The 21,128-nt window shown below is 63.3% G+C and carries 17 protein-coding genes and 1 pseudogene; 4 read left to right on the top strand and 14 right to left on the bottom strand.

The genetic code is table 11. The features are described from left to right. From WBA38_RS02760 to rnhA, 4 genes and pseudogenes are all read right to left on the bottom strand, one after another. Nucleotides 1-388 (bottom strand): annotated as a pseudogene (locus tag WBA38_RS02760) (HNH endonuclease); the annotation flags it as partial. Between the two features lie 122 nt (nt 389-510). Next, nucleotides 511-849: a YidH family protein gene (locus WBA38_RS02755; RefSeq protein WP_424296127.1), complete on the bottom strand. Its 339-nt coding sequence runs from the start codon at nt 847-849 to the stop codon at nt 511-513. Further along, entirely contained in the window at nt 842-1,204 is a 363-nt protein-coding gene (locus WBA38_RS02750; protein ID WP_424296126.1) for a YidH family protein, read from the bottom strand. The genes WBA38_RS02755 and WBA38_RS02750 overlap by 8 nt, the downstream gene beginning before the upstream one ends. 53 nt (nt 1,205-1,257) lie before the next feature. Then, entirely contained in the window at nt 1,258-1,719 is a 462-nt protein-coding gene (rnhA, locus tag WBA38_RS02745; RefSeq protein WP_424296123.1) for a ribonuclease HI, read from the bottom strand. Nucleotides 1,720-1,752: 33 nt separating this feature from the next. Between rnhA and WBA38_RS02740 the strand changes: the two genes are divergently transcribed. Next, nucleotides 1,753-2,277: a DUF1697 domain-containing protein gene (locus tag WBA38_RS02740; protein WP_424321990.1), complete on the top strand. Its 525-nt coding sequence runs from the start codon at nt 1,753-1,755 to the stop codon at nt 2,275-2,277. A 75-nt stretch (nt 2,278-2,352) separates the two neighbouring features. On the opposite strand, the gene WBA38_RS02735 is transcribed toward WBA38_RS02740, so the two are convergent. The 8 genes from WBA38_RS02735 to WBA38_RS02700 all read right to left on the bottom strand — a co-directional run bounded on the left by WBA38_RS02735 (nt 2,353) and on the right by WBA38_RS02700 (nt 13,254). Then, complete coding sequence (locus tag WBA38_RS02735; RefSeq protein ID WP_424321989.1) at nt 2,353-4,281, bottom strand: ABC transporter ATP-binding protein; 1,929 nt, start codon at nt 4,279-4,281, stop codon at nt 2,353-2,355. Continuing rightward, nucleotides 4,278-6,011 carry an ABC transporter ATP-binding protein gene (locus WBA38_RS02730; protein ID WP_424321988.1) on the bottom strand — a complete coding sequence of 578 codons (1,734 nt, stop codon included), beginning with the start codon at nt 6,009-6,011 and terminating at the stop codon, nt 4,278-4,280. The genes WBA38_RS02735 and WBA38_RS02730 overlap by 4 nt, the downstream gene beginning before the upstream one ends. Before the next feature lie 69 nt (nt 6,012-6,080). Beyond that, entirely contained in the window at nt 6,081-6,878 is a 798-nt protein-coding gene (locus WBA38_RS02725) for a family 1 encapsulin nanocompartment shell protein (protein ID WP_424321987.1), read from the bottom strand. A 41-nt stretch (nt 6,879-6,919) separates the two neighbouring features. Then, the gene (locus WBA38_RS02720; RefSeq protein ID WP_424294828.1) at nt 6,920-7,915 is read right to left on the bottom strand and encodes a Dyp-type peroxidase; all 996 of its coding nucleotides are present in this window, start codon (nt 7,913-7,915) and stop codon (nt 6,920-6,922) included. Between the two features lie 176 nt (nt 7,916-8,091). Next, nucleotides 8,092-9,045 (bottom strand): alpha/beta hydrolase, encoded by a 954-nt coding sequence (locus WBA38_RS02715; protein WP_424321986.1) that lies wholly within the window; start codon nt 9,043-9,045, stop codon nt 8,092-8,094. A gap of 281 nt (nt 9,046-9,326) precedes the next feature. Further along, nucleotides 9,327-11,084: a long-chain-acyl-CoA synthetase gene (locus WBA38_RS02710; RefSeq protein ID WP_424294821.1), complete on the bottom strand. Its 1,758-nt coding sequence runs from the start codon at nt 11,082-11,084 to the stop codon at nt 9,327-9,329. Nucleotides 11,085-11,161: 77 nt separating this feature from the next. Next, entirely contained in the window at nt 11,162-12,772 is a 1,611-nt protein-coding gene (locus WBA38_RS02705; RefSeq protein ID WP_424321985.1) for an MDR family MFS transporter, read from the bottom strand. Then, a complete protein-coding gene (locus WBA38_RS02700; RefSeq protein WP_424321984.1) occupies nt 12,769-13,254 on the bottom strand; it encodes a MarR family winged helix-turn-helix transcriptional regulator in 486 nt (161 codons plus the stop codon). The genes WBA38_RS02705 and WBA38_RS02700 overlap by 4 nt, the downstream gene beginning before the upstream one ends. Before the next feature lie 156 nt (nt 13,255-13,410). Between WBA38_RS02700 and WBA38_RS02695 the strand changes: the two genes are divergently transcribed. Next, nucleotides 13,411-15,102 carry an FAD-binding dehydrogenase gene (locus WBA38_RS02695; RefSeq protein ID WP_424294816.1) on the top strand — a complete coding sequence of 564 codons (1,692 nt, stop codon included), beginning with the start codon at nt 13,411-13,413 and terminating at the stop codon, nt 15,100-15,102. Between the two features lie 21 nt (nt 15,103-15,123). Here WBA38_RS02695 and WBA38_RS02690 read toward each other — a convergent pair whose 3' ends face one another. Together WBA38_RS02690 and WBA38_RS02685 are read right to left on the bottom strand one after the other, a co-directional pair. Next, nucleotides 15,124-16,650 (bottom strand): DUF3068 domain-containing protein, encoded by a 1,527-nt coding sequence (locus tag WBA38_RS02690; protein ID WP_424294814.1) that lies wholly within the window; start codon nt 16,648-16,650, stop codon nt 15,124-15,126. Between the two features lie 40 nt (nt 16,651-16,690). Beyond that, nucleotides 16,691-18,052 (bottom strand): ABC1 kinase family protein, encoded by a 1,362-nt coding sequence (locus WBA38_RS02685; protein WP_424321992.1) that lies wholly within the window; start codon nt 18,050-18,052, stop codon nt 16,691-16,693. Between the two features lie 136 nt (nt 18,053-18,188). Between WBA38_RS02685 and nadB the strand changes: the two genes are divergently transcribed. After that, nucleotides 18,189-19,844, top strand: a complete 1,656-nt coding sequence (gene nadB / locus WBA38_RS02680) for an L-aspartate oxidase (protein ID WP_424321983.1) — start codon at nt 18,189-18,191, stop codon at nt 19,842-19,844. A 73-nt stretch (nt 19,845-19,917) separates the two neighbouring features. Continuing rightward, the gene (locus tag WBA38_RS02675) at nt 19,918-21,048 is read left to right on the top strand and encodes a hypothetical protein (protein ID WP_424321982.1); all 1,131 of its coding nucleotides are present in this window, start codon (nt 19,918-19,920) and stop codon (nt 21,046-21,048) included. The last annotated feature ends 80 nt before the right edge of the window (nt 21,049-21,128 follow it).

Genomic DNA, 21,128 nt, shown 5'->3' with positions numbered 1-21,128 from the left:
CAGCACACGCCACCGCGCGCTCCACAAACCGCTCAGCGGTGCACTGGCGCACCCCGGCAGCCGCCGCGTACGAGGCCGCGACCTTGCACAGCGGATCGTAAACCCGACCAAACACATCCGAAGCCGGGTCCGCCTCGGCCACGGCGCACTGCTCTTGCAGCAGCGAGTAGATCTCGGCGTAGCGATGCCACATCACCACCCCGGCAAAAGAATCCACCCGCGCAGCAAAAGCTAACCGATCCGCACGGCTATCGCGCACCACCCCAGAGGTGGCCGCCGACCCCTCACCGGTCGCGGCCGGGGTGGGGCGGGCGATGCGGATAACGATCTGATCGTCGCTAACGGTAACCGTTGAAGCTGGCCGGCCGGCGGTGGTGCGAGTGGTCATCAGATTGTTCCCTTCGAATCACTAAATCGAATGTACGTTCGATACTAGATTCGGGGTCTGACAATTATGCTCACTGCTGCGTGAATCGAGGTGAAGACTCGCTGACCTGGGTAAATCGACTGCTACGAGATCACGACGAGCACGGTCGCGATGATCCCACCGCCGACGGATACCGCACAGGCGATACCGGCCATCACACCATCCGGCATGGGGTGCTCGTGGTGTTTGAGGGCGCGTTGGTTCCGGTTGTAGCGGTGGAAGCTGGCGAAGAAGAGAATTGCTCCCAGCGTTAGACATATCGCTGCGGGTAGGGCGGCGAGTGTCGGATTCGGAGCGGTCGGAACAGCCCGGAAGAGTAGGGCTGAGCCAGCCATGAAAGCCAATGCCATCCGCGTCCAGGCGAGACGAGTGCGCTCGTTTTGCGCGCCCTCGTCGAACAGGAAGTCCTTGGTGTCAGGCAACGAGCGCTACCCCGACCAGTACCACGATGCCTGCGACCACCAGGCCTACCGCCAGCAACAGTGCCGGTGAAGCGGGAGGTAGCGGTTGATTGGTGCGGAGCGCCCGCTCGGACTTCGCCCAGCGGGGGAAGGCCGCCCCCGCGGCTAGCAGACCGACCAGGACCACGCCCATCGCAATGTACGACCAGATTCGCTCACCCGTGGACTCGGTGGCAATGTGCAGGGCCACGCCCGCAGCCATGAAAGCGAGGGCGGTGCGCAAAGCGGCGAGCAGGGTGCGCTCGTTCGCCATCGAGAATCGGGCATCGGGTTCTTCGCCCACGCCGTAAACCCATTTCGGCCAGCGCTCTGCCACGTGTCATCTCCATTCGGGCGACGAATATCGTCCCTCGGGATATTACGCAGGCCTCAACGGTCGCGGAGTTCCTTGGCAGCCGTTGTGGCGAGGGTATCGGCGATCTCGTTGTACTTGTCGCCCGCGTGACCCTTGACCCACCGCCATTCCACGGTGTGTCGATCTTCGGCAGCAACGAGTTCTTGCCACAGGTCGGCGTTCTTTACCGGCTTCTTGTTTGCGGTCTTCCAGCCGTTGCGCTGCCATCCGGCGACCCACTGGGTGATGCCGTTTTTCACGTAGCTGGAATCGGTATAAAGCACGACGGTCGATGGTCGCGTCAGGAGCTTCAGGGCCTCGATCGCGGCGGTCAGCTCCATCCGGTTGTTGGTGGAATTGGGTTCGCTGCCAGAGATTTCCTTTTCGATTTCCCCGTAGCGCAGCACGGCACCCCAACCTCCGGGACCGGGATTGCCCAGGCAGGCGCCGTCGGTTGAGATCTCCACTATCTTCGAAGGGGTTCCGGCGTCACTCATGACGGTCAACGCTACCGGTAGGGAGTTTGAACCTTGTCTGCTGCCCGCATCATCCTGATCCGCGCCGTGAATGTTGGCGGTGCCAAGCTGCCGATGGCTCGGCTTCGCGAGATCGCAGCCGAACTCGGTGCCGTCGATGTCAGCACCTACATCGCGTCCGGGAACCTGCTGTGCACGCCGCCGGGCAATCCCGACGCCTTCGACCGTGCACTAGAACAAGCGCTCACCGACGAATTCGGTTATGTCCGCGAGGCGATCAGCCGGACTCCAGCGGAGATCGCACAGGCCCTGAACGACTACCCGTTCGGCGACGCCCCGCACGGGCACCTGTACTTCTTGGCCGGCACCCCCGACCCCGCGGCGGCAGAAGCTTTCTGCGCCACCGACTTTGGCGGCGGTGAACAGTTACAGATAATCGGCAACAACCTGCACATCAACTATCCCGACGGTGCAGGCACCACGAAGCTGACGCCGGCCCGCATCGCCAAGGCGCTGGGGGTTACCGGCACGGGCCGCAACCTGCGCACGTCGGCCAAGCTGGTGGAGTTGGCCTGCTGACGTGCATTCACGGGACCGCAGCGCGTTGAATTTGGCACATTCGCGGTAGCAAATTCAACGCGATCGCCCCAGCCACTACACCGGGGCGTCGATGTCCTCCGCGGGGGCGGTGAACTGGGCGTTGTAGAGGCGGAAGTAGGCGCCCTTCTCCATCAGGAGGCTGTCGTGGGTTCCCTGCTCCACAATGTGACCGTCTTCCATCACGACAATCAGATCGGCGTTGCGAATGGTCGACAGGCGGTGCGCAATAACAAAGCTGGTCCGACCGGCGCTGAGATTCGCCATCGCCTTACTGATCAGCAGTTCGGTGCGGGTATCGACCGAACTCGTGGCCTCGTCGAGGATCAGGATGGTCGGCTTGGCGAGGAATGCACGCGCGATCGTGATGAGCTGACGCTCGCCAGCACTCACCCCGCCGCCCTCATCGTCGATGATCGTGTCGTAACCGTCCGGTAGCGTTCGAACGAAGTGGTCGACGTGACTGATGCGCGCTGCGGCAAGCACATCCTCGCGGCTCGCCGTCGGATCGCCGTAGGCGATGTTCTCGTAAATCGTGCCGCCGAACAGCCACGAATCTTGCAGCACCATGCCGGTGCGTTCACGCAGATCATCTCGGGTCATCTCGGCAGCATCGACGCCGTCGACAAAGATGGCACCGCTATCGAGCTCATAGAACCGCATGATCAGGTTTACCAGCGTGGTCTTGCCCGCACCGGTCGGTCCCACGATCGCAATCATGTCGCCCGGGTTGGCCTCGAGGGACAGATGCTCAATCAGGGGACGGTCGTCAACGTAGCGGAACGACACGTCGTCGAAACGGATGTGTCCAGTGTCGGCGGCAGGTGTCATCGGATGGTCAGGGTCGGGACGTTCCTCGTCCTCGTCGAGTACATCAAAGATGCGCTCGGCCGAGGCGACACCGCTCTGCATCAGGTTGAACATCGACCCGATCTGGGTCAGCGGTTGGGTGAATTGCCGCGAGTACTGGATGAACGCCTGGACTTCGCCCAAGCTCAACTGGCCCGAAGCGACGCGCAAACCACCGACAACGGCAACGGCCACATAGTTCAGGTTGCCGAGGAACATGATCGTCGGCATCACGATGCCCGAGATGAACTGGGCCCGCCACGACGACGTGTACAGCTTCTCGTTCTGTTCGTCGAAAACGCCCTCCACCTCGGAGCGCCGACCGAATGCCGTCACCAGTTCATGCCCGGTGAACGCCTCTTCGATCTGCGCGTTCAGCGTGCCGGTGGTCTTCCACTGATTGATGAAATGCGGCTTCGAGCGTTTCGCGATCAGTGCGGTCGCAACTCCGGCGAGCGGAATCGTCGCGAGGGCGATCAACGACAGCAGCGGCGAAATCGTCAGCATCATCGCCAGGATGGCGATCACCATGATCAGCGAGTTCACCAATTGGCTGATGGTCTGCTGCAACGACTGCGACAGGTTGTCGAGGTCGTTGGTGACGCGGCTCAGGAGGTCGCCACGGGCCGACGCATCGTAGAACGACAGCGGCAGCCGGTGGATTTTCGCCTCCACCTGCGAACGAAGCTTGGTAACAGTGCTGACAACCACAATGTTCAGCAGGTACGCACCGAGCCAGCCGAGGATTGCGGACCCGACGTACAGCGCGAGAACGGTGAGCAGGATTCGACTGATGGCACCAAAATCGACGCCCTGTCCGGGGACGAGGTCCATCGACGACACCATGTCGGCGAAGGTGCCCTGGCCTTTGGCGCGCAATGCGTCGACGGCCTGCTCCTTACTGATTCCGGCGGGGAGCCGCGAGCCAATGACACCGGAGAACAGTTCATCGGTCGCGTCGCCAAGGACGCGCGGTGCGTACGCGGTCAGGGCGACAGACCCGATCATCGAGCCGAGAATGACGATCATCTTGCCGCGGTGGTCACCGAGTTGCGCGACCAGCCGCTTCAGTGACGGCTTGAACGACTTCGCCTTCTCCAAGGCTGGTGTTGCACCCGGCGGGCCTCCGCGCGTCATGCTCCGGCTCCGATCGCCAGCTGCGATTCGGCGATCTCAGCGTAGGTGGGACACGACTTCAGTAACTCCTCGTGCGTTCCGAGGCCGGTGATGGTGCCGCGGTCGAGGACGATGATTTGGTCGGCCGAAGTGATGGTGGAAATTCGTTGCGCGACGATGATGACCGCCGCGTCGCGGGTCGCCGGGATCAGTGCCTCACGCAGGCGCGCATCGGTTTGCAGATCGAGCGCTGAGAACGAATCGTCGAACAGGTACACCGACGGTCTCCGGATTAGCGCACGGGCAATCGCCAAACGCTGCCGCTGACCACCGGAAACGGTGGTGCCGCCCTGCGCGATCTCAGTTTGGAGGCCGTCGGGCATGGCGCGAACGAAGTCGGCGGCCTGCGCAATCGTTAGGGCCTCCCACATTTCGTCCTCGGTGGCGTTGGGCTTGCCGGTGCGAAGGTTGCTTTCGACGGTGCCGGAGAACAGATAGGGGCGCTGCGGGACGAGCCCGAAGTTTTTCCGCAGCGCGTCGGGGTCGGCGTCGCGCAAGTCGGTGCCGCCGAGCGTGATGGCACCGCCGGTCACGTCGAGCATGCGGGGCAACATGTTGATCAGGGTCGTCTTACCGGAACCGGTGGATCCGACGATGGCGGTTGTGGTGCCGGGCGCGGTGGTGAACGTGATGTCCGACAGCACCGGTTCGGCAGCACCCGGATACGCGAACTCAACGTCGGTGAGTGCGAGAACCGCTGGGTCGCCGGCAATCGGCTGCGGATTTTCGGGGGCGGTAACGGAGGTTTCGGTATCGAGGACCTCGCAGATGCGGTCGGCGCAAATGCTGGCGCGCGGGGCCATCATCGTCAGGAACGACGCCATCATCACCGACATCATGATCTGCATGACGTAGGTGATCATCGCGGTCAGGGCACCAATTTCGACGGTGCCGTCGCTGACCGCGTGCGAACCGAACCACAGGACAGCCACCAGCGTCACGTTGGTAATCAACATGACCATCGGGAACATCAGCGCCATCATGCGACCAACGCGGAGCGTCGCATCGGCAAGCGAGGTATTCGCGACCTCGAAGCGTTCGGCCTCGTGCCGTTCCCGAACAAAGGCGCGGACCACGCGAATGCCGGTAATCTGCTCGCGCATCACCCGGTTCACGTCGTCGATGCGCGACTGCATGGCGCGGAAACCGGGAACCATGCGCGCGATGATCAGGCCCATCACGATCCCGAGGATCGGGACGGCAACCACCAGCACCCACGAGATGGGTGCGGCCACCTTGATGCCCATGATGATGCCGCCGATGCCCATGATTGGCGCAGTCACCACGATCGACATCGCCATCACGGCCAGCAACTGAACCTGCTGGACGTCGTTGGTGGTGCGAGTGATGAGCGACGGTGCCCCGAAGCGGCCAACCTCGCGGGTCGAGAACCCGTTCACGCGGTGCAACAGGTCGTGCCGCATATCGCGGCCACCACCGAGCGCAGCCTGCGATCCGAAATACATCGCGGCGACCGAGCAGATGATTTGCGCGAACGAGATCAGCAGCATCCAACCGCCGGTCGACAGGATGTAACCGGTGTCGCCGCGGGCCACGCCGTAGTCGATGATGTCGGCGTTCAGGGTCGGCAAGTACAGCATCGCGATGGTTGCAACCAACTGGAAGCAAACCACCGCGATGACGTGGCCGCGATAGCGGAGCACATAAGTCCGCAGTAGGCGTATCAGCACGGATTCCACCCTACGTGCGGTCGGGCACTTGTGCCCTCTCGATTTTTAGGTCAGGGCGACCCTGCCTACCTAGGTCAGTGCGACGGCCGCCTCTGCGCTGTACGTGAGGTACGTGAACGACTCGAAGAAGTACAGGTTCACGGTGTCGGCGTCGTGCGAGTCGTAGCCGATGGAGACGTCTTGCCCGATGGTTAGCTCGAAGTCGCCGCCGCGTGTGCTGAGCAGGAAGCCGCCGGTAATGGCCGGGGCCCAAACGATGTCACCGTCGACGAGGATCCGGCGCAGGTGATCGCGGACCGGGTTGCCGTGGTCGGACGTCTCGTTGACCTGGGTGTACAGCTCGGCCGAAAGCGCCAGGGAGTACGGGCCGTCGACCGACGACAGTCGAAGCTTGCTGATGGCCTGGCTGATGGCTTCCGGGTAGTCGCGGACGTCGTCGGGCAGGGAAACGGCACCGACCCCGGATTCTTCGGCGATACCGGTGATCTGGGCGGCCTGGTAGCCAGCGAAGATCGCTCGGTCCTCGGCCAAGGCCAACTCTGCGGCGGCGCGGACCACCGGATCCCAGTCGGAGTCGGATGCACCGCGGTCGACGTTGTCGATGGCCTCGCGGGTCACCGTGAATGGCACCTTCAGTTCCACGAGAGGCTGGGTGTGGCGGATAAATGCTTGGATGCCGTCGGCAGGCGAATCAATCTTGGTGCGACGGCCGCGGGTCACCGAATCGACGTCGAGACCGAGCGGGCCCTTCACGTCGACCAGGCGACGACCAGCGATATTGCGCTTAAACGAGCGCGACGCTTCTTCCTCGATTTCGGCCCAGGCGGCGCTGGAGATGGGGGCGAGTTCGCGGTGCAGATTATTCATCGTGATTCCTAACTCGAGGGTGTTGGTGAAATTGTGCCGGATTACCGGAGTGCGCCGATGCCGAGCGAGCCGTCGGGCACCGAGTTGAACGTGTCGGAGGCGGCTGCTGGCGCGGCCGGGGGGTCTTCCAAGAAGTCGGCGGTCGGGGCAAAGAACTGGGCGCCGCTGACGGCGGTCGTGAAGTCCAGGAGACGGTCGTAGTTGCCTTCGGGTTCGCCGATGAACATTTTGTGGAGCATCTTTTCGCTGACGTCGGGCGCACTCGAGTAGGCGATGTAGAAAGTACCCTTGTCGCCACTACCGGCGATGTCGCCATAAGGCATGTTGTCGCGGACCACGTCGATCTCGTTGCCGTCGTCGTCGGTGACGACGTTGAGGGCGATGTGGGAGTTGGCGGGCTTGGTGTCGTCGTCCATCTCGATGTTCTCGAGCTTGGTACGGCCTATTGCGTCTTCCTGGTCCTCAACCTTGAGGGCGTTCCAGGCGCCGAAATCGGTGACGTAGCGCTGCGTGACGACGTAGCTGCCACCCGCAAAGTCGGGGTCCTCGTCGCCGACGGTGATGGCGGCGATGGCCTCGTCGCCGACTGGGTTCTCAGTGCCGTCGACGAAGCCGATGAGGTCGCGCATGTCGAAGTAGCGGAAGCCGTGAACCTCTTCGACCGTGGTGACGGCACTTCCGAGACGCTCGGTCCAGCGTTGGCCGATCTCGAAGCACAGGTCCATCCGGTCGGCTTTCACGTGCAGCAGGAGATCGCCGGGAGTGGCGGGTGCGGTGTGCACGGAGCCGGTCAATTCGGTGAACGGCCGCAGCGACTTGGGGCGCGGGCCCGAGAACAGTCGGTCCCAGGCGGCGGACCCGACGCCGACGATCGCGGTGAGGGCAGCATCGGGTACTCGGGATCCCACTGACGAGACCAGGCCGACGAGATCAGACAGCCCGTCGCGGACCGTTTCTTCGCCGCCATCGTTGATCGTCAACACGAGAAAAACGGCGGACGACGTCTTGCGGGTGAGGATGGTCTGCGAATTTGGCATGATTCCACCCTAGCCCGAGATCGGAAACTCCCCGGTTTGTGCCCCGAACCGGGCTCTTCAGTGAACTCGACGCCCGGTGGGAACGCTGGTCTAAAGCTCTCCGAACGCAACAATGGCCGACAACCCTCTCGGGTGCCGGCCATTGTCGGTTAGTTCAGATCAGCGGAAACTGCAGATCAGAAGAACGCGGGACGGAAGGTCTTGTACCAAGACTCCTGGAAACGTTCCTGCCAGTAGTCCCACCAGTGCGCACCGTCGGGCGAGATGTGGGTGGTCAGGCGAACGCCGGGCACGGTGGCCAGGCGACCGATGTACAGGTTCGAGCTGGTCGATGCGGCGACCTCGAGCGGAACCATCTGAGCGAACTTCGTGGGGTTGAAGTTGCCGCTGCCGGGGGTCAGGCTCGAGTCGTACTTGCTGCCGACACCGGTGCCCGACGAGACGTAGACGCGCTTGCCGGCGAGGTTGTTAGCCGAAAGGAAGGGATCGTTGGCGAACCAATCGCCAGCCGGGTAGAAGCCCCACATGTTGTTGGGGTTGCCGCCCATTTCCGCAACCGAAGCCTGGATGCCCTGCGTGAAGCCGGGCATGGTGACGGTCGGGTAGCCGCTGTAAGACGCGACAGCGTCGTAGAAGCGGGGGTGGCGCGAAGCGAGGTTCAGCGCCGCGGTACCCGACATCGACAGACCGGCGATGCCGTTACGACGGTTGTCGCTGCCGTGCCTGGTCTTCATGTAGCGGGGGAGTTCCTTGGTCAGGAAGGTTTCCCACTTGTTGAGGCCCAGAGCCGGGTCGCGCTGCTCCCAGTCGGTGTAGAAGCTGCCGCCGCCACCGAACGGGATCGCCACATTGACACCCTTGTTGGCCATGAACTGGGCAACGCGGGTGTTCTGCAGCCAACCGCTGGTGTTGTTCGGGGCACGCAGACCGTCAAGCAAGTACAGGGTCGGCTTGTTGGCGCCGCCACCGGAAACGATGTGCACCTTGACGTTCTTGTGCATTGCACGCGAGTACACGTTCTCGAACGAGGGCGCTGCCTCGGCTTGAGGTGCGACTGCGACTGCGGTTCCGACGAGGGTCGCCAGCGAGGCGGCCACGATCGTCAGGCGTTTGCCAACGCTCTTGAGCATATAAATCCTTCGGTCTGTTCATCGCGGCACGCGTCCGCTGCATCGTGAAGCCAGCGCCGCACTTTGATCGGGTCGACGACGCGTGGGCCTTAAGGCCCAGGTGTGCCCCCGCACGACTGGTCACGTTAACGGACTTGGGACGCCTCCGCAAAGGGTTCGAGCAGTCTTGGCGCTGGTCGTTACTTGTTTCTGGGGGACAAACCAGCGGTCAAGTTACGAATTGATAACCGTCATTCAATGATGTGACTTATCTCGCTATCTCGGTTGCGTTGTAGTTGGAGCTACGCCAACTTCACATATCCGTTGGGAGTCAGCTCGTAGACCGGGTCGGGGCCAACGTCGCCGTAGCCCTCGTTGCGGAGGGACACCCGTTGGTTCTTGAAGGTAGATGTGCGCGCCAACTCGGGCACTACCCGCAGATATAGCGGTACGGCGTACTCGGGAAGGCGGCTGCGGAGTTCAGCGGCTAGGAGTGACGGGTCGAAGCCCTCCTGGACCACCAGGGCGGCCATTCCGGCACGACCGTCCGCCCCGGGCACCGTGACCCCGTAGACGACGGATTCGTCAATGCCGTCGATGGCGTTGAGTGCGGCTTCCACCTCGGTGGTCGCGACATTCTCGCCTTTCCACCGGAATGTGTCGCCGAGGCGGTCGACGAAGGCAATATGCCGGAAGCCCTGGTCGAGCACCATGTCGCCGGTGTTGAAGTAGGCGTCGCCCTTTTTGAAGGCGTCGCGCAGGATCTTCTTCTCCGTCGCCGCGGGATCGGTGTAGCCGTCGATGCGGGCCATCGGGGTGATCTTGCCGAGCAGCAGACCCGGGGTACCCCTGGGCACTTTGACGGCACGTCCCTGCGCGTCGCGGATGGGGAGCCCGGTGTCTTCGTCGGCGGCCACGATCGCGTACGGGAGTGGGCAAAATCCGACGGTCTGCCGTTGGTCGAGGACGTTGACGAAACCGATATTCGATTCGCTGGCGGCATAAAATTCGACAACCCGGTCCACCCCGAAGCGATCGACAAATTCGTCCCAGATCTCTGGTCGAAGACCGTTGCCCGCGGCTAGTCGGATGGTGTGGGTGCGGTCGGTCGGCTTGGCGGGTTGTGCCAACAGGTATCGGCAGAGTTCGCCGATGTAGCAGAACGCGGTTGCCTCGTTCTCGATCGCCTGGTCCCAGAATTTGGAAGCCGAGAACTTGGGGCTCACAGCTAGGCATGAGCCGGCCGCGATGGCCGTCGACACGCAGATGGTGAGCGCATTGTTGTGATAGAAGGGCAGCGTCACGAACATGACGTCGTCGGGCCGCAAGCGCAGACCAATCGAGAACCCATTCATCGCGACCTGCCAGCGACCGTGGCTCATGACGCTGGCCTTGGGCCAGCCCGTGGTTCCCGACGTGAAGATATAATAGGCGGGCTCGTTGGCCTGAATCTGCGACGCGGCAGCCGGGTTAGCTTCGGCGCGGGGATCCGACTTCGCGAGGGCGGCACCCTTTGAGTCGAGACTGTCGAACTCGATGGGAGCGATCGCGGTGTCGATGCCGGGCAGCAATTCACCGCATTCGGGGTCGTGCAGCACTTGCAGTGGGGCAGTGCTCTTGTTGGCTTCGACGAGAACAGCGAAACTGTGGTTGAGGGCGTCGCCCGGCTGGTTGTAGTTGATCATCGCGGCCACGGCACCGAGCTTCACCACCGCCAGCATCGCGATGACGCATTCGGGACTGTTGTGAGCCATGATCGCCACCGCGTCGCCGCGCTGCACGCCCCGCTCAGTGAGTACCGCAGCCCACCGGTTGGCCCGACGATTGCACTCACCGTACGAATAGATGGTGGGCCCGGTCCGCAGGAATGGGCTGTCGGGATGTTTGGCGGCCGATTCAGCGAACGTCTTACCGATGCTCCATCGCCGGTTCGGGTTGATCGTCAACATCGACCGCTGCTGCTTGGCCAGCACCGGCACATCCCGCAGCAGACCGCCCACCCCCTTCACCAAGCTGCGCCAAGTGATAGGGCTGGGTTGGGACGTGGTCGCGGCATTCACGAAGATTCCTCCAATACTTGGGTTGGCCCAAGTATTGGAGGAATCCCGTTCGCGCGGGGCGCTTTTCGTGCGTTCAGCTACCGAGTGGCGTTGCCAACGGGGATTTCGACGGCATCTTCTGCGGTGCCCTGCACAATCTTGACCGGCTCGGTCTCCTTCGCGATCGTCAGACGCAGTGGCACTTCCTTGGTCAGCAGCACGGCGATAAACGTGATGATCGCAACGGCGGCCGATATCGCGAAGACCGGACCGAAGGCATCGGAGTAGGCGTGGTGGAACGCCTCCTGGATGGCCGCGGGGAGCTTTGTGATGTCGAGGTTGGTGTCTCCGCCAGACCCCATCGCGCTGTCGGGGATATTCATCGCACGCAGCGCGTCCTTCAAGTTCCCGAACACCAAGTTGGTGAGCACGGCACCGAGAACCGAAACGCCAACCGCGCCGCCGAGTGACCGGAAGAACGAGACGGCGGCCGACGTAGCGCCAATTTCGGTGACGTCCACAGTGTTCTGGACGGCAAGCACGATGTTCTGGATCAGCGCGCCGACGCCGATGCCAGCGATCGCCATAAAGATCGCCACCTGCCAGTAGGGCGTTGTATGGCTGATGGTGCCGAGTCCGCCGAGCCCGACCAGCAGGGCGGTGGCACCGAACACCATGATCGGCTTCCACCGGCCGGTGCGGCTGACGATCTGACCGCCGATCGTGGCGCTCAGCATCTGCGAAATGATCATCGGGAACGTCATCAGTCCGGCGATGGTCGGCGAGTAGCCGCCGCCAAGCTGGAAATACTGCGTCAGGAAGACACCCGGACCGAACATTGCGACGCCGACGGCGAGGCTCGCGATGATCATCAGAATCGTGGTGCGGTTGTTCAATACCCGCAACGGCAGCATTGGTTCCGGGACCCGCAGTTCGACGAACACCGTCAACGACGCGGCAATGGCGAACGCCACGGCGAATGCAACGGTCTGCCACGAGAGCCAGTCGTAGGAGCTGCCTGCGAAGGTGACCCACAGCATTGGCAACGCGGCTGCGATCGACAGCAGTACGGCACCCAGGTAGTCAATGCGTACGTTGTCGCGTCGAATGGTCGGCAGGTCGAGCTTCCACTGCAGCAGCACGAGTGCGACGATGGCCAGCGGTACGCAAACAAAGAAGGTCCAGCGCCAGCCCAAGTTATCGGTGATCACGCCGCCAAGCAGCGGGCCGGACACGGTGGCGACGGCCATCACGGCACCCATGTAGCCGGAGTATCGGCCGCGCTCGCGGGGCGAGACGATCGAACCCATCACCGACTGCGTCGTGGCGATGAGTCCACCCATGGCGAGGCCCTGCACGGCGCGTGCAACCATCATCAGCCAGACTTCGTGCGCGAAGCCCGCGGCGATCGATCCCGCGACAAACATGATGATCGCGAGCTGAGTGAGGACCTTCTTATTGAAGAGGTCCGATAGCTTGCCCCAAATAGGGGTGCTGACGGTCATGGCCAGCAAGCTGGCCGTAATAACCCACGTGTATTGGCGCTGCGTGCCGTTCAACGACGCCATGATGGTCGGCAGTGCCGTCGACACGATGGTCGTCGAGATCATTGCCGTGAAGAGCGCGGCCAGCAGGCCGGTCATCACGCTAAGGACTTCGCTATGGGAATACGTTTTCGGCGCCGCTGAAGCGGGAGCGGTTGTGCTCATGCGCGGTCCCTTCGTGCAATCGGGGTGGGTTCGGTGGTTTCGGCTAGAGCATCGATCACGGAGATCACGTGTTCGTGGAGGTCGCGCAAGACCTCCGCTGCCTTCGCGGCTCGCTCCGGATCCCAGTCCTTCATCGAGTCGGCGAAAAGTTGGGTGATTTGGTCGTCGCGCGCGGCCGCACGCTCGCGTCCCGCATCGGTGATCGACAGCAGGCTGGCGCGCGCATCGGTGGGATCGGGTCGCCGGATGACGAAGCCATCCTCTTCAAGAGCGGCAACCGTGCGCGAAGCGACCGGCAGTGAGATGGCTAGGTGGTCGGCGAGTTCGGTAGTGCGACGGTCGCCGGTCCGGAGCAATTTCAGGGCGCGGAACTTGGTGCTGACGATGCCGCGTGATTGATTGCGGTGCCGGGCCGCTTGAAACGCGCGGACGATGTCGAGCATTTCCGAGACGAGCGGGCGGGCTTCATCGGCGTTGATCACGGGCACTCCTTTCAAAATGAGAGAAGGCCACAGTAGAACCAGTTGCTTACCCTATGCAACTAAGAGATTTCGGGCACTCCGCCAGCAAAGGGCACAACGACCCCCGGGGTAGTCTCGGTCACAGTCGAACAGCATCTTTAGAAGAGGTCGGGGTTAGTGAGCGCACAAGTAGATGGAGCCGGTAAAAATGCGGCTGACGCAATCGTCGTCGGTGGCGGACTAGCCGGTCTGGTAGCCACATACGAGCTGACGCAAGCCGGTCGCAAGGTGATCGTCGTCGATCAGGAGAACCGGGCCAACCTTGGCGGTCAGGCTTTCTGGTCACTGGGCGGATTGTTCCTGGTTGATAGCCCTGAGCAGCGTCGTATGGGAATCAAGGATTCCCCGGATCTGGCTCTCCAAGATTGGATGGGTTCTGCCGGATTCGACCGCGAAGATGAAGACTATTGGCCGCGTCAATGGGCGCGGGCGTACGTCGAGTTCGCGTCCACCATCAAGCGTCAGTACCTCCACGATTTGGGGCTCCGATTCACCCCGGTCGTCGGGTGGGCCGAACGCGGGGGCGGTTTTGCCGATGGTCACGGTAATTCTGTGCCGCGCTTTCACCTGACGTGGGGCACCGGCCCCGAGGTAGTCCGGGTCTTCGCGGAACCGGTGCTCGAAGCCGAGAAACGCGGACTCGTGACGTTCGCCTTTCGCCACCGCGTCGATGAACTGATTACTGAGGACGGCGCGGTCGTCGGCGTTCGTGGCCGTGAACTCGAGCCGTCAACCACCGAACGCGGAGTTCCCAGTTCGCGTGTCGAAACGGGCGATTTTGAACTCCGCGCCCCGGCCGTCATCGTCACCTCCGGCGGCATCGGCCACAACCACGATCTGGTTCGCGAAAACTGGCCGGTCGACCGGCTTGGTCCGGCCCCGAAATTCATGATCGCCGGCGTCCCCGACTACGTCGATGGCCGCATGCTGGCGATCACCGAAGCCGCAGGTGGCAACATCGTCAACCGCGACCGCATGTGGCACTACACCGAAGGCATCCAGAATTGGGATCCCATCTGGTCCGACCACGCCATCCGCATCATCCCGGGACCGTCGTCCCTGTGGCTCGACGCCGACGGCAACCGTTTGCCCGCACCCAACTTTCCGGGATTCGATACCAATGCCAGCATGAAAGCGATCCTCGACACCGGCTACGACTATTCGTGGTTCGTGTTGACGAAGTCGATCATCGAGAAGGAATTCGCCCTGTCCGGCTCGGAGCAGAACCCGGACATCACAGAGAAATCGTTGCGCACGGCGGCCAAGAGTCGCCTCGCGAAGGGGATGCCGGGCCCGGTGGCAGCGTTCACCGAGCACGGCGTCGACTTTGTGGTCCGCGACAATCTCGCCGAACTGGTCGAGGGAATGAATGAGATCGGTCGCGGCGGACATATCGACCTGCAGTCGCTGGAACGCATCATTTCGGCTCGTGACTCCCAGATCGACAACTCGTACACCAAGGACGCCCAGATGATGGCGATCCACAATGCGCGCAGTTTTATCGGCGACAAGATCGTTCGCGTCGCGAAGCCGCACAAGCTGCTCGACCCGGCTCAGGGCCCGCTGATTGCCGTTCGTCTCAACATCCTGACCCGAAAGACATTGGGCGGCTTGGAAACCAACCTCGACTCCCAGGTGATGCACCCGGACGGCACCGCCTTTGACGGCCTGTACGCCGCCGGTGAGGTTGCTGGCTTCGGTGGCGGAGGCGTTCACGGCTACAACGCCCTTGAAGGCACGTTCCTTGGCGGCTGCATCTTTTCCGGTCGCGCCGCGGGTCGTGCTGTCGCGCGGCAGAAACGAGCCTGATCCCGCCTGCCCGGAGTGACGTTACCGCTCGTGGCGGCCGGGAGCGTCGTCCTCCGGCGGTGATGCGTAGCGGTTGACGTCGGGCATGGGACGCGTCGGGTCGGCCATGGGATACGGGGAGAAACCGTCGTCGCCAGTGGGTCGACGGAAGATCTCCGTATCGGTCATGTCGGCCGGACTCGTCGCGTAACCCGGCTGCTCATATCCCGGCTGCTCATATCCCGGTTGGGCAAACATCTCGGTCGGAGCGGCGGCGTTAGCATTCGCTTCGGACGTCGGCGGGATCTGCGTCGGCAGAATCGTTGTCTGCGGATCCGGCGCTTGCTCGTGGGTCCCAAAGTGTTCCTCGGGACCGTCCGGCTGCGGCCCATCGTCGATCGCCGATCCACCATCGGGATTGTCCGGGCCGGTATCGTCGCGTCGGCCGCGCCACATCAGGAATGCCCACGTGAGCAGGCCCAGCGCACCCAAAACTCCGAGAATGATCGGGACAATGGTGCCGCCCCAGCGGAGCTGGTTCACGTAGCCCTTGGCGCGGTCGGCCTGCTGAGCGACCGTCTCTTTGCTCCACTCGAACCGCGCCTTCAGCGCATCCATCCGGAAGTCCTGAACGGCTTTCGGGGCGGTGTCGTCGTCCGGCGCCCGGAAGTACTGTTCCTGATCCTCCATGCCGTACAGGATGGTGCCGGTCACCGGTTCCACATACACGTGGCGGGTCGCCTTGGCGAAGCGGTGCATCGTGATGATGTCTTTGCTCTTCACGCCCTTGCCCCTAATGCCCCACCACTTGGCTGGCATATCGAGCATGGTGCCGAGTGAGGCCTCGCCCTGCGGGTCGGGAAGGTTCGACAGGTCGGTTTCGGGAACCTCGGCGACGAAGTGGTACGTCTTGACGCCGTCGATCTCCTTCTCGTCGACGAACTTCGCCGTCGCGTCCTGACGCGTGTTGGTGTCGTAGTAGTAGTAATCGCGCTTCTGGACGTCAAACCCGAACTTGTACTGGAAGCCCTTGCGGTCGTCGAGCTGCACCGAGGCATCGGCGACATTGCCGCCTTCGGGAACTGGCTCGAGCTGAAGGGAACTGACCACACCGTTCGGGGCCGACGACTTGCGGTCGACGGACACGCGGTCGACGGTCGCAGTGAGGAGGGCATCGTCGCAGGTCCGGTCATCGTTGCTCGACGCCATCGTCAAATCGCGTTCTTTGCCCGAAGCATCTCGAGTCCGATCAATCTGCACTGTCTGGCCAGACTGCAGGGTGGCCTGATTCGCGTCCGACGGGTCGACGATCACCGAACGCCGCTGCTGCGTCAGATGCGCTGTGAACTGCGCGGCTTTGGGCTTGGTGATGGAGCAGCGGTCGAAAATCGTGGCCGGGAACCGGTTGCCCGCATCTCCGTCCAGCGGAACGGTGGTCGCGATCGACGTGATGTCGAGATCGAGCGGCACCACCTTCAGCTTCGGCACGAGGTAGGTGGGGATAGCGATGGCCGCGCCGATGCACGCGACTGAAAGGAAGGCCAACAACGCCAGCGCGGCACGTTTCATATCCTTCTCGTCTCCTAAAGGTTGTTCAGTGTGGCGGGGGTTAGCGTGCTCGGCGGTCGCGCTGCGCTTCCTTCATGATTCCAGCCATGTAACCGTAGATCTCGCGATCGGAAATGGCTTTCCACCGCGGGGCCAACAGCTTCATGTACTTCTCTACATACAACAGTTGTTTTCCGACGAGCACCAACTCCCGAGGCAGCCGCGCGTCGTGTGCTTTGGCGATCACCGCGAGCTGTCGGCCGAGGTCTGTGTAAGACAGGTCGGCCATCTCGGTGGTCGACAGCGGGGACGTGAGGGCCTGCAAATCGGCACCGCCCTGCTCGGTGGAGCCGGGATTGCGGACGGCTCCGAGAAGGAATATTGCGCGGCCAGCGGCGTCAAAGTCCCGTTTCACAATCAGATCGACAACGAGTTGTCGCAGCACGCGCCGGGTGCGGGGATTGAACCGTCCGACGATCCCGAAGTCGAGCATCACCAGCTTGCCGTCGGCGTCGACCAACACATTTCCCGCGTGGAGGTCGCCGTGGAAAAGGCCCCCGTGGAATGCCGAGTCGAGCAGCGACAGCAGGAGGTTGCGGCACAGTGCCTCGCCGTCGTGGCCTGCCGCGCGGACCCCGCGGATGTCGTCGATGCGGGTGGCGTAAATACGCTCCATCGTCATGACCCGAGACGTGGTGAGTTCGTCGTACACCTTTGGGACCCGAACGCGGTCGCCAAACGGTCCGGGCTGCAGGCAGTTAAACCACTCGACCATGGTGGCGGCTTCATTGCGGAAGTCGAGTTCGGAGTCGAGGCCGTCGGAAAAATCTTCGACGACGTGTTTGGCGCTGAGCATGCGCCCGTATTCGGAAATCTCAAGCAGGCCAGCCAAGCGCTCCATGATCGCTACGTCGGGGGCGAGGCGACCGGCAATTCCGGGGCGCTGAATTTTGACGACAACTTCCTCGCCGGTCTTCAACGTCGCCGTGTGGACCTGTGCGATTGAGGCCGACGCGATCGGGTCCATGTCGAAGTCTGCGAACACCTCTTCGGGGGTGGAGCCAAAGTCGTCAATGAATACGCGGCGAATCTCGTCGGGGTTGGCGGGCGCGACTTGGTCGAGCAGCGTGTCGAACTCAGAAGACAGCGTGTTACCGAAGACTCCGGGGCTCGAAGCGATAAGTTGCCCCAACTTCACGTATGCGGGGCCGAGGCGCTCGAAGGTGCAGCGGACTTCGTGCGCGACGGACTGGGTGCTCGGTCGATGTCCCCGGATGATGCCGGTGACCGAGCCCGTGACCAGGCGTCCCACGCCAAAAGCGGCCTGACCTGCGGTGGTGGCAAATCGCGTGACCTCGGTGACCGCCGACACGCGGGGAAGCCGGTTGCGCGCAGGCGCACTCGGATCGGTCTCATTGATTATCACAGTTCCTCGAGTGTAGTGGACATTATCGCCGTCGGTCGGGTGCAAACTGCGGTGGCGACCGCTTCCGACGTGACCGGGCGTACACTCGTCGACAGTTTTCGATCAATGGTCGATAACCGGTATGGGAGCGCACATGAGTGAAGAGTTTCGGGCCGATCTGGTGGTTGTCGGCGCAGGTGTCGCCGGGCTGACGGCCGCGCTGGTGGCCGCACGCCGTGGGCTGTCCGTTGCGGTGCTCACCAAAGGCAAAGCCTGGGAGAACTCCGGTCACGAGCAGTCGACAGCGACCTTCTACGCGCAGGGAGGGATCGCCGTCGTCGAACCGGACAACCCCGAAGACTCGGTGGCACTGCACCTGGCCGACACGCTGGCGGCGGGTGCCGGGCTTACCGATGCGGAGTCGTCGGAGCCAATTCTGGCCGATGGTTTCGACGCCGTTACTCAGCTCGTCGACTGGGGTGCGCAATTCGATCTCGACGCCGACGGCCGCTTTCGTCGGACTCGCGAAGGCGGTCACAGCGTTCGGCGAATAATCCATGCCGGTGGGGATGCCACCGGTGCGCGGGTTCAGCAGGCCCTCGCAACGGCGGTCGCGAAGGCACCCGTTCGGGTGCTGCATCATGCGTGCGCCACGCAAGTGCTGATCGACGATGGTCGTGCCGTGGGATTGGAATATGCCGACGACTCGGGCCGACACATCGTCCGGGCCCGCGCGGTCCTGATCGCCACCGGCGGACTCGGCCATCTGTATTCGGCGACTACGAATCCGTCCGGTTCCACCGGCGACGGCATTGCGCTCGCGCTCCGGGCGGGAGCGCGCGTTGCCGACCTGGAGTTTGTGCAGTTTCACCCGACGATGCTGTACGTACCCGGCGCACGCGGTCGGCGCACGCTGGTCAGCGAAGCGGTGCGAGGCGAAGGGGGCGTCCTCGTCGATGTGAACGGCGATTCGGTGACCGCCGGTGTGCACCCGATGGGTGATCTCGCGCCCCGCGACGTGGTGGCGCGCGCGGTGACGGCGGCGATGGCGCGTACCGGGCAACCGCACGTGTGGCTCGACATCTCGGCTATCGACAACTTCGAAGAGCGATTCCCGACGGTGACTGCCGGTGTACGCGCTTCCGGATTGGATCTGACGGGGAATCGGCTTCCGGTGGTTCCGGGTGCGCACTATCTGTGCGGCGGAGTGGTGGTCGATGGCGGCGGCCGGACTAACGTTCCGGGCCTGCTCGCCGCGGGCGAAGTTGCCCGCACCGGGCTCCACGGTGCCAACCGGCTCGCGTCCAACAGCCTGCTCGAGGGGCTGGTGATGGGCCGCGCGGTTGCTCGCACAGCAGAGGAATTGGGCGCAGAGGAATTGGGCGCAGGAGACTCGACGGCAGCAGGATCGACGACGGATCAGGGGGCGACGTGGGCTGCCGCTTCGCCGGCCGAGCTCCCCGCCTACGACCGCACGGCACTGCAAGACGCGATGTCGTCGAGCGTGGCGCTCGATCGCAGCGCGGAAGGCTTGGATCGGTTGGCACAGTTGCTTGAGGCGGCGCCCCTGCGGAAACTCGACTCGGTGGCTGATGCCGAAGACGCGAATCTGACGTTGACCGCGCGCGCGGTGATCGCGGCTGCGCGAATCCGCGAGGAGTCCCGTGGCTGTCATTATCGCGCCGATTTTCCCGAAACCAGCACCGTCGCAGAGTCGTATATGTTTGTTTTGGCCGACCAGGCGTTTGTCGAGGTTGACGCAGACGTAATTCGGGCCGGACATTTCGCGCCTGATTCGCTTCGCAAATAGCTACTGTCAGGGGTGCTCCGTAAGCTTTGATCTGTAGGTTCTCCCGGGGGACTCCACGAGAAAGTGATGTGCAATGCGCGGTTCAGGCTGCTGGTCGGCGATCGTTGCGGCCCCGCACGAGCGAGTTGCCCTTCGATTGACCCCCACTCACGAGTGGCTGGTGGGTTGTGACCTCCCGGCGGGGCATGTCGGTCCGCACGGGTCCGACGGCGAGCAAATGCACTCCGGCCGCCGCAAGTGGCTGCTGTGGGGTGACTATGCCCGCGGTTCGCAGAATCTCTCTGACGAGTTTGAGTGTCCGTCGCGGGCCCTCGACGGTGCGCCATGCCTCTTTTTCGCCGGACACGGCGGCCAACACCGCTATGCGGCGCCGGTTGGTCGCGATTTTCCGGAACCTCTTGCACAGGTCCCGCCCGCGCCTGCCCCGAGTCAGCCGCTGCCGCGTCAGGCTCCAGCTCGACCCCAGCCGCCCGTATCCCAACCGCCAGCACCCCAACCGCCAGCACCCCAACCGCCCGCACCCCGGGCGCCTGCACCTCAGCCACCGGAATGGGCGCGTCGTGCGGGATACACCGAGCCGATAGCACCGGCACCTGCGGCGGCCGCACGTAGCGCGAGTGCGCTCGACGAGTTGTTTGCGGGTATGCCGAGTCTGAAGGATCTCCCGCACACGGACATTCTGGCGTTTCCCGAGGAGAGCTTCCGCCAGCCCGCCCCTGCCTGGCCAACGGCGCGCGGTACGTATGTCGCCGAACATCACGTGGCTCAACCCGTCGTAGCCGAGCCCGTCGTGTCTGGTCCCGACCGGTTCTACCCGGCCGAAACCATCATCGACGTGGAACCCGTCGAGATCGATGGGGCAGGCGCTCGTAGTCGCCATCGCATTCCCGAACCTCCCCGGGCCGCCGAGCCGGAGGCGAGGTCGGAAATGCTGCAGATCCGTCAGGCCACGTCGACGGTGCTGACGACGCCCCTCGTTGAGGTGGTCTCGTCGGGCATGGATCCGGTCCGCATGGGCGTACCGACCGCAAGGCACTCGTTGCCTCGCGATGCTGACATTGCGTCGATTGCCGCGGTGGTTCAGGAAGTCGCGGCTCAGATGCGAACCGATCCGCAATATGGCGCGCGACGCGAAGTCTCGCTGGCGCTGCACGATGTTGCCGCCTCGCTCGGGCGCCTCGCCGATGCCCTGAAGCCGCGCTGACGCGGAGCACTGCTTCTGATACCCCCTAGGGGTAGACAAGTGTCAAATTCAGGCGTACAACTGAATTGGTGATACCTACA

The organism is Gordonia sp. (in: high G+C Gram-positive bacteria) (genome assembly GCF_049647785.1).
Taxonomy (GTDB): Bacteria; Actinomycetota; Actinomycetes; order Mycobacteriales; family Mycobacteriaceae; genus Gordonia.
Note: the sequence above shows the minus strand (reverse complement) of the source record. Positions and strands in the feature narration are given on the sequence as shown.

Coding starts and splice junctions, on each gene's coding strand:
- WBA38_RS02715 (WP_424321986.1), bottom strand. CDS start 9,045: ATGCTCAAGAGCGTTGGCAAACGCCTGACGATCGTGGCCGCCTCGCTG.
- WBA38_RS02735 (WP_424321989.1), bottom strand. CDS start 4,281: ATGACGCGCGGAGGCCCGCCGGGTGCAACACCAGCCTTGGAGAAGGCG.
- nadB (WP_424321983.1), top strand. CDS start 18,189: ATGAGTGAAGAGTTTCGGGCCGATCTGGTGGTTGTCGGCGCAGGTGTC.
- WBA38_RS02705 (WP_424321985.1), bottom strand. CDS start 12,772: ATGAGCACAACCGCTCCCGCTTCAGCGGCGCCGAAAACGTATTCCCAT.
- WBA38_RS02675 (WP_424321982.1), top strand. CDS start 19,918: ATGCGCGGTTCAGGCTGCTGGTCGGCGATCGTTGCGGCCCCGCACGAG.
- WBA38_RS02725 (WP_424321987.1), bottom strand. CDS start 6,878: ATGAATAATCTGCACCGCGAACTCGCCCCCATCTCCAGCGCCGCCTGG.
- rnhA (WP_424296123.1), bottom strand. CDS start 1,719: ATGAGTGACGCCGGAACCCCTTCGAAGATAGTGGAGATCTCAACCGAC.
- WBA38_RS02720 (WP_424294828.1), bottom strand. CDS start 7,915: ATGCCAAATTCGCAGACCATCCTCACCCGCAAGACGTCGTCCGCCGTT.
- WBA38_RS02690 (WP_424294814.1), bottom strand. CDS start 16,650: ATGAAACGTGCCGCGCTGGCGTTGTTGGCCTTCCTTTCAGTCGCGTGC.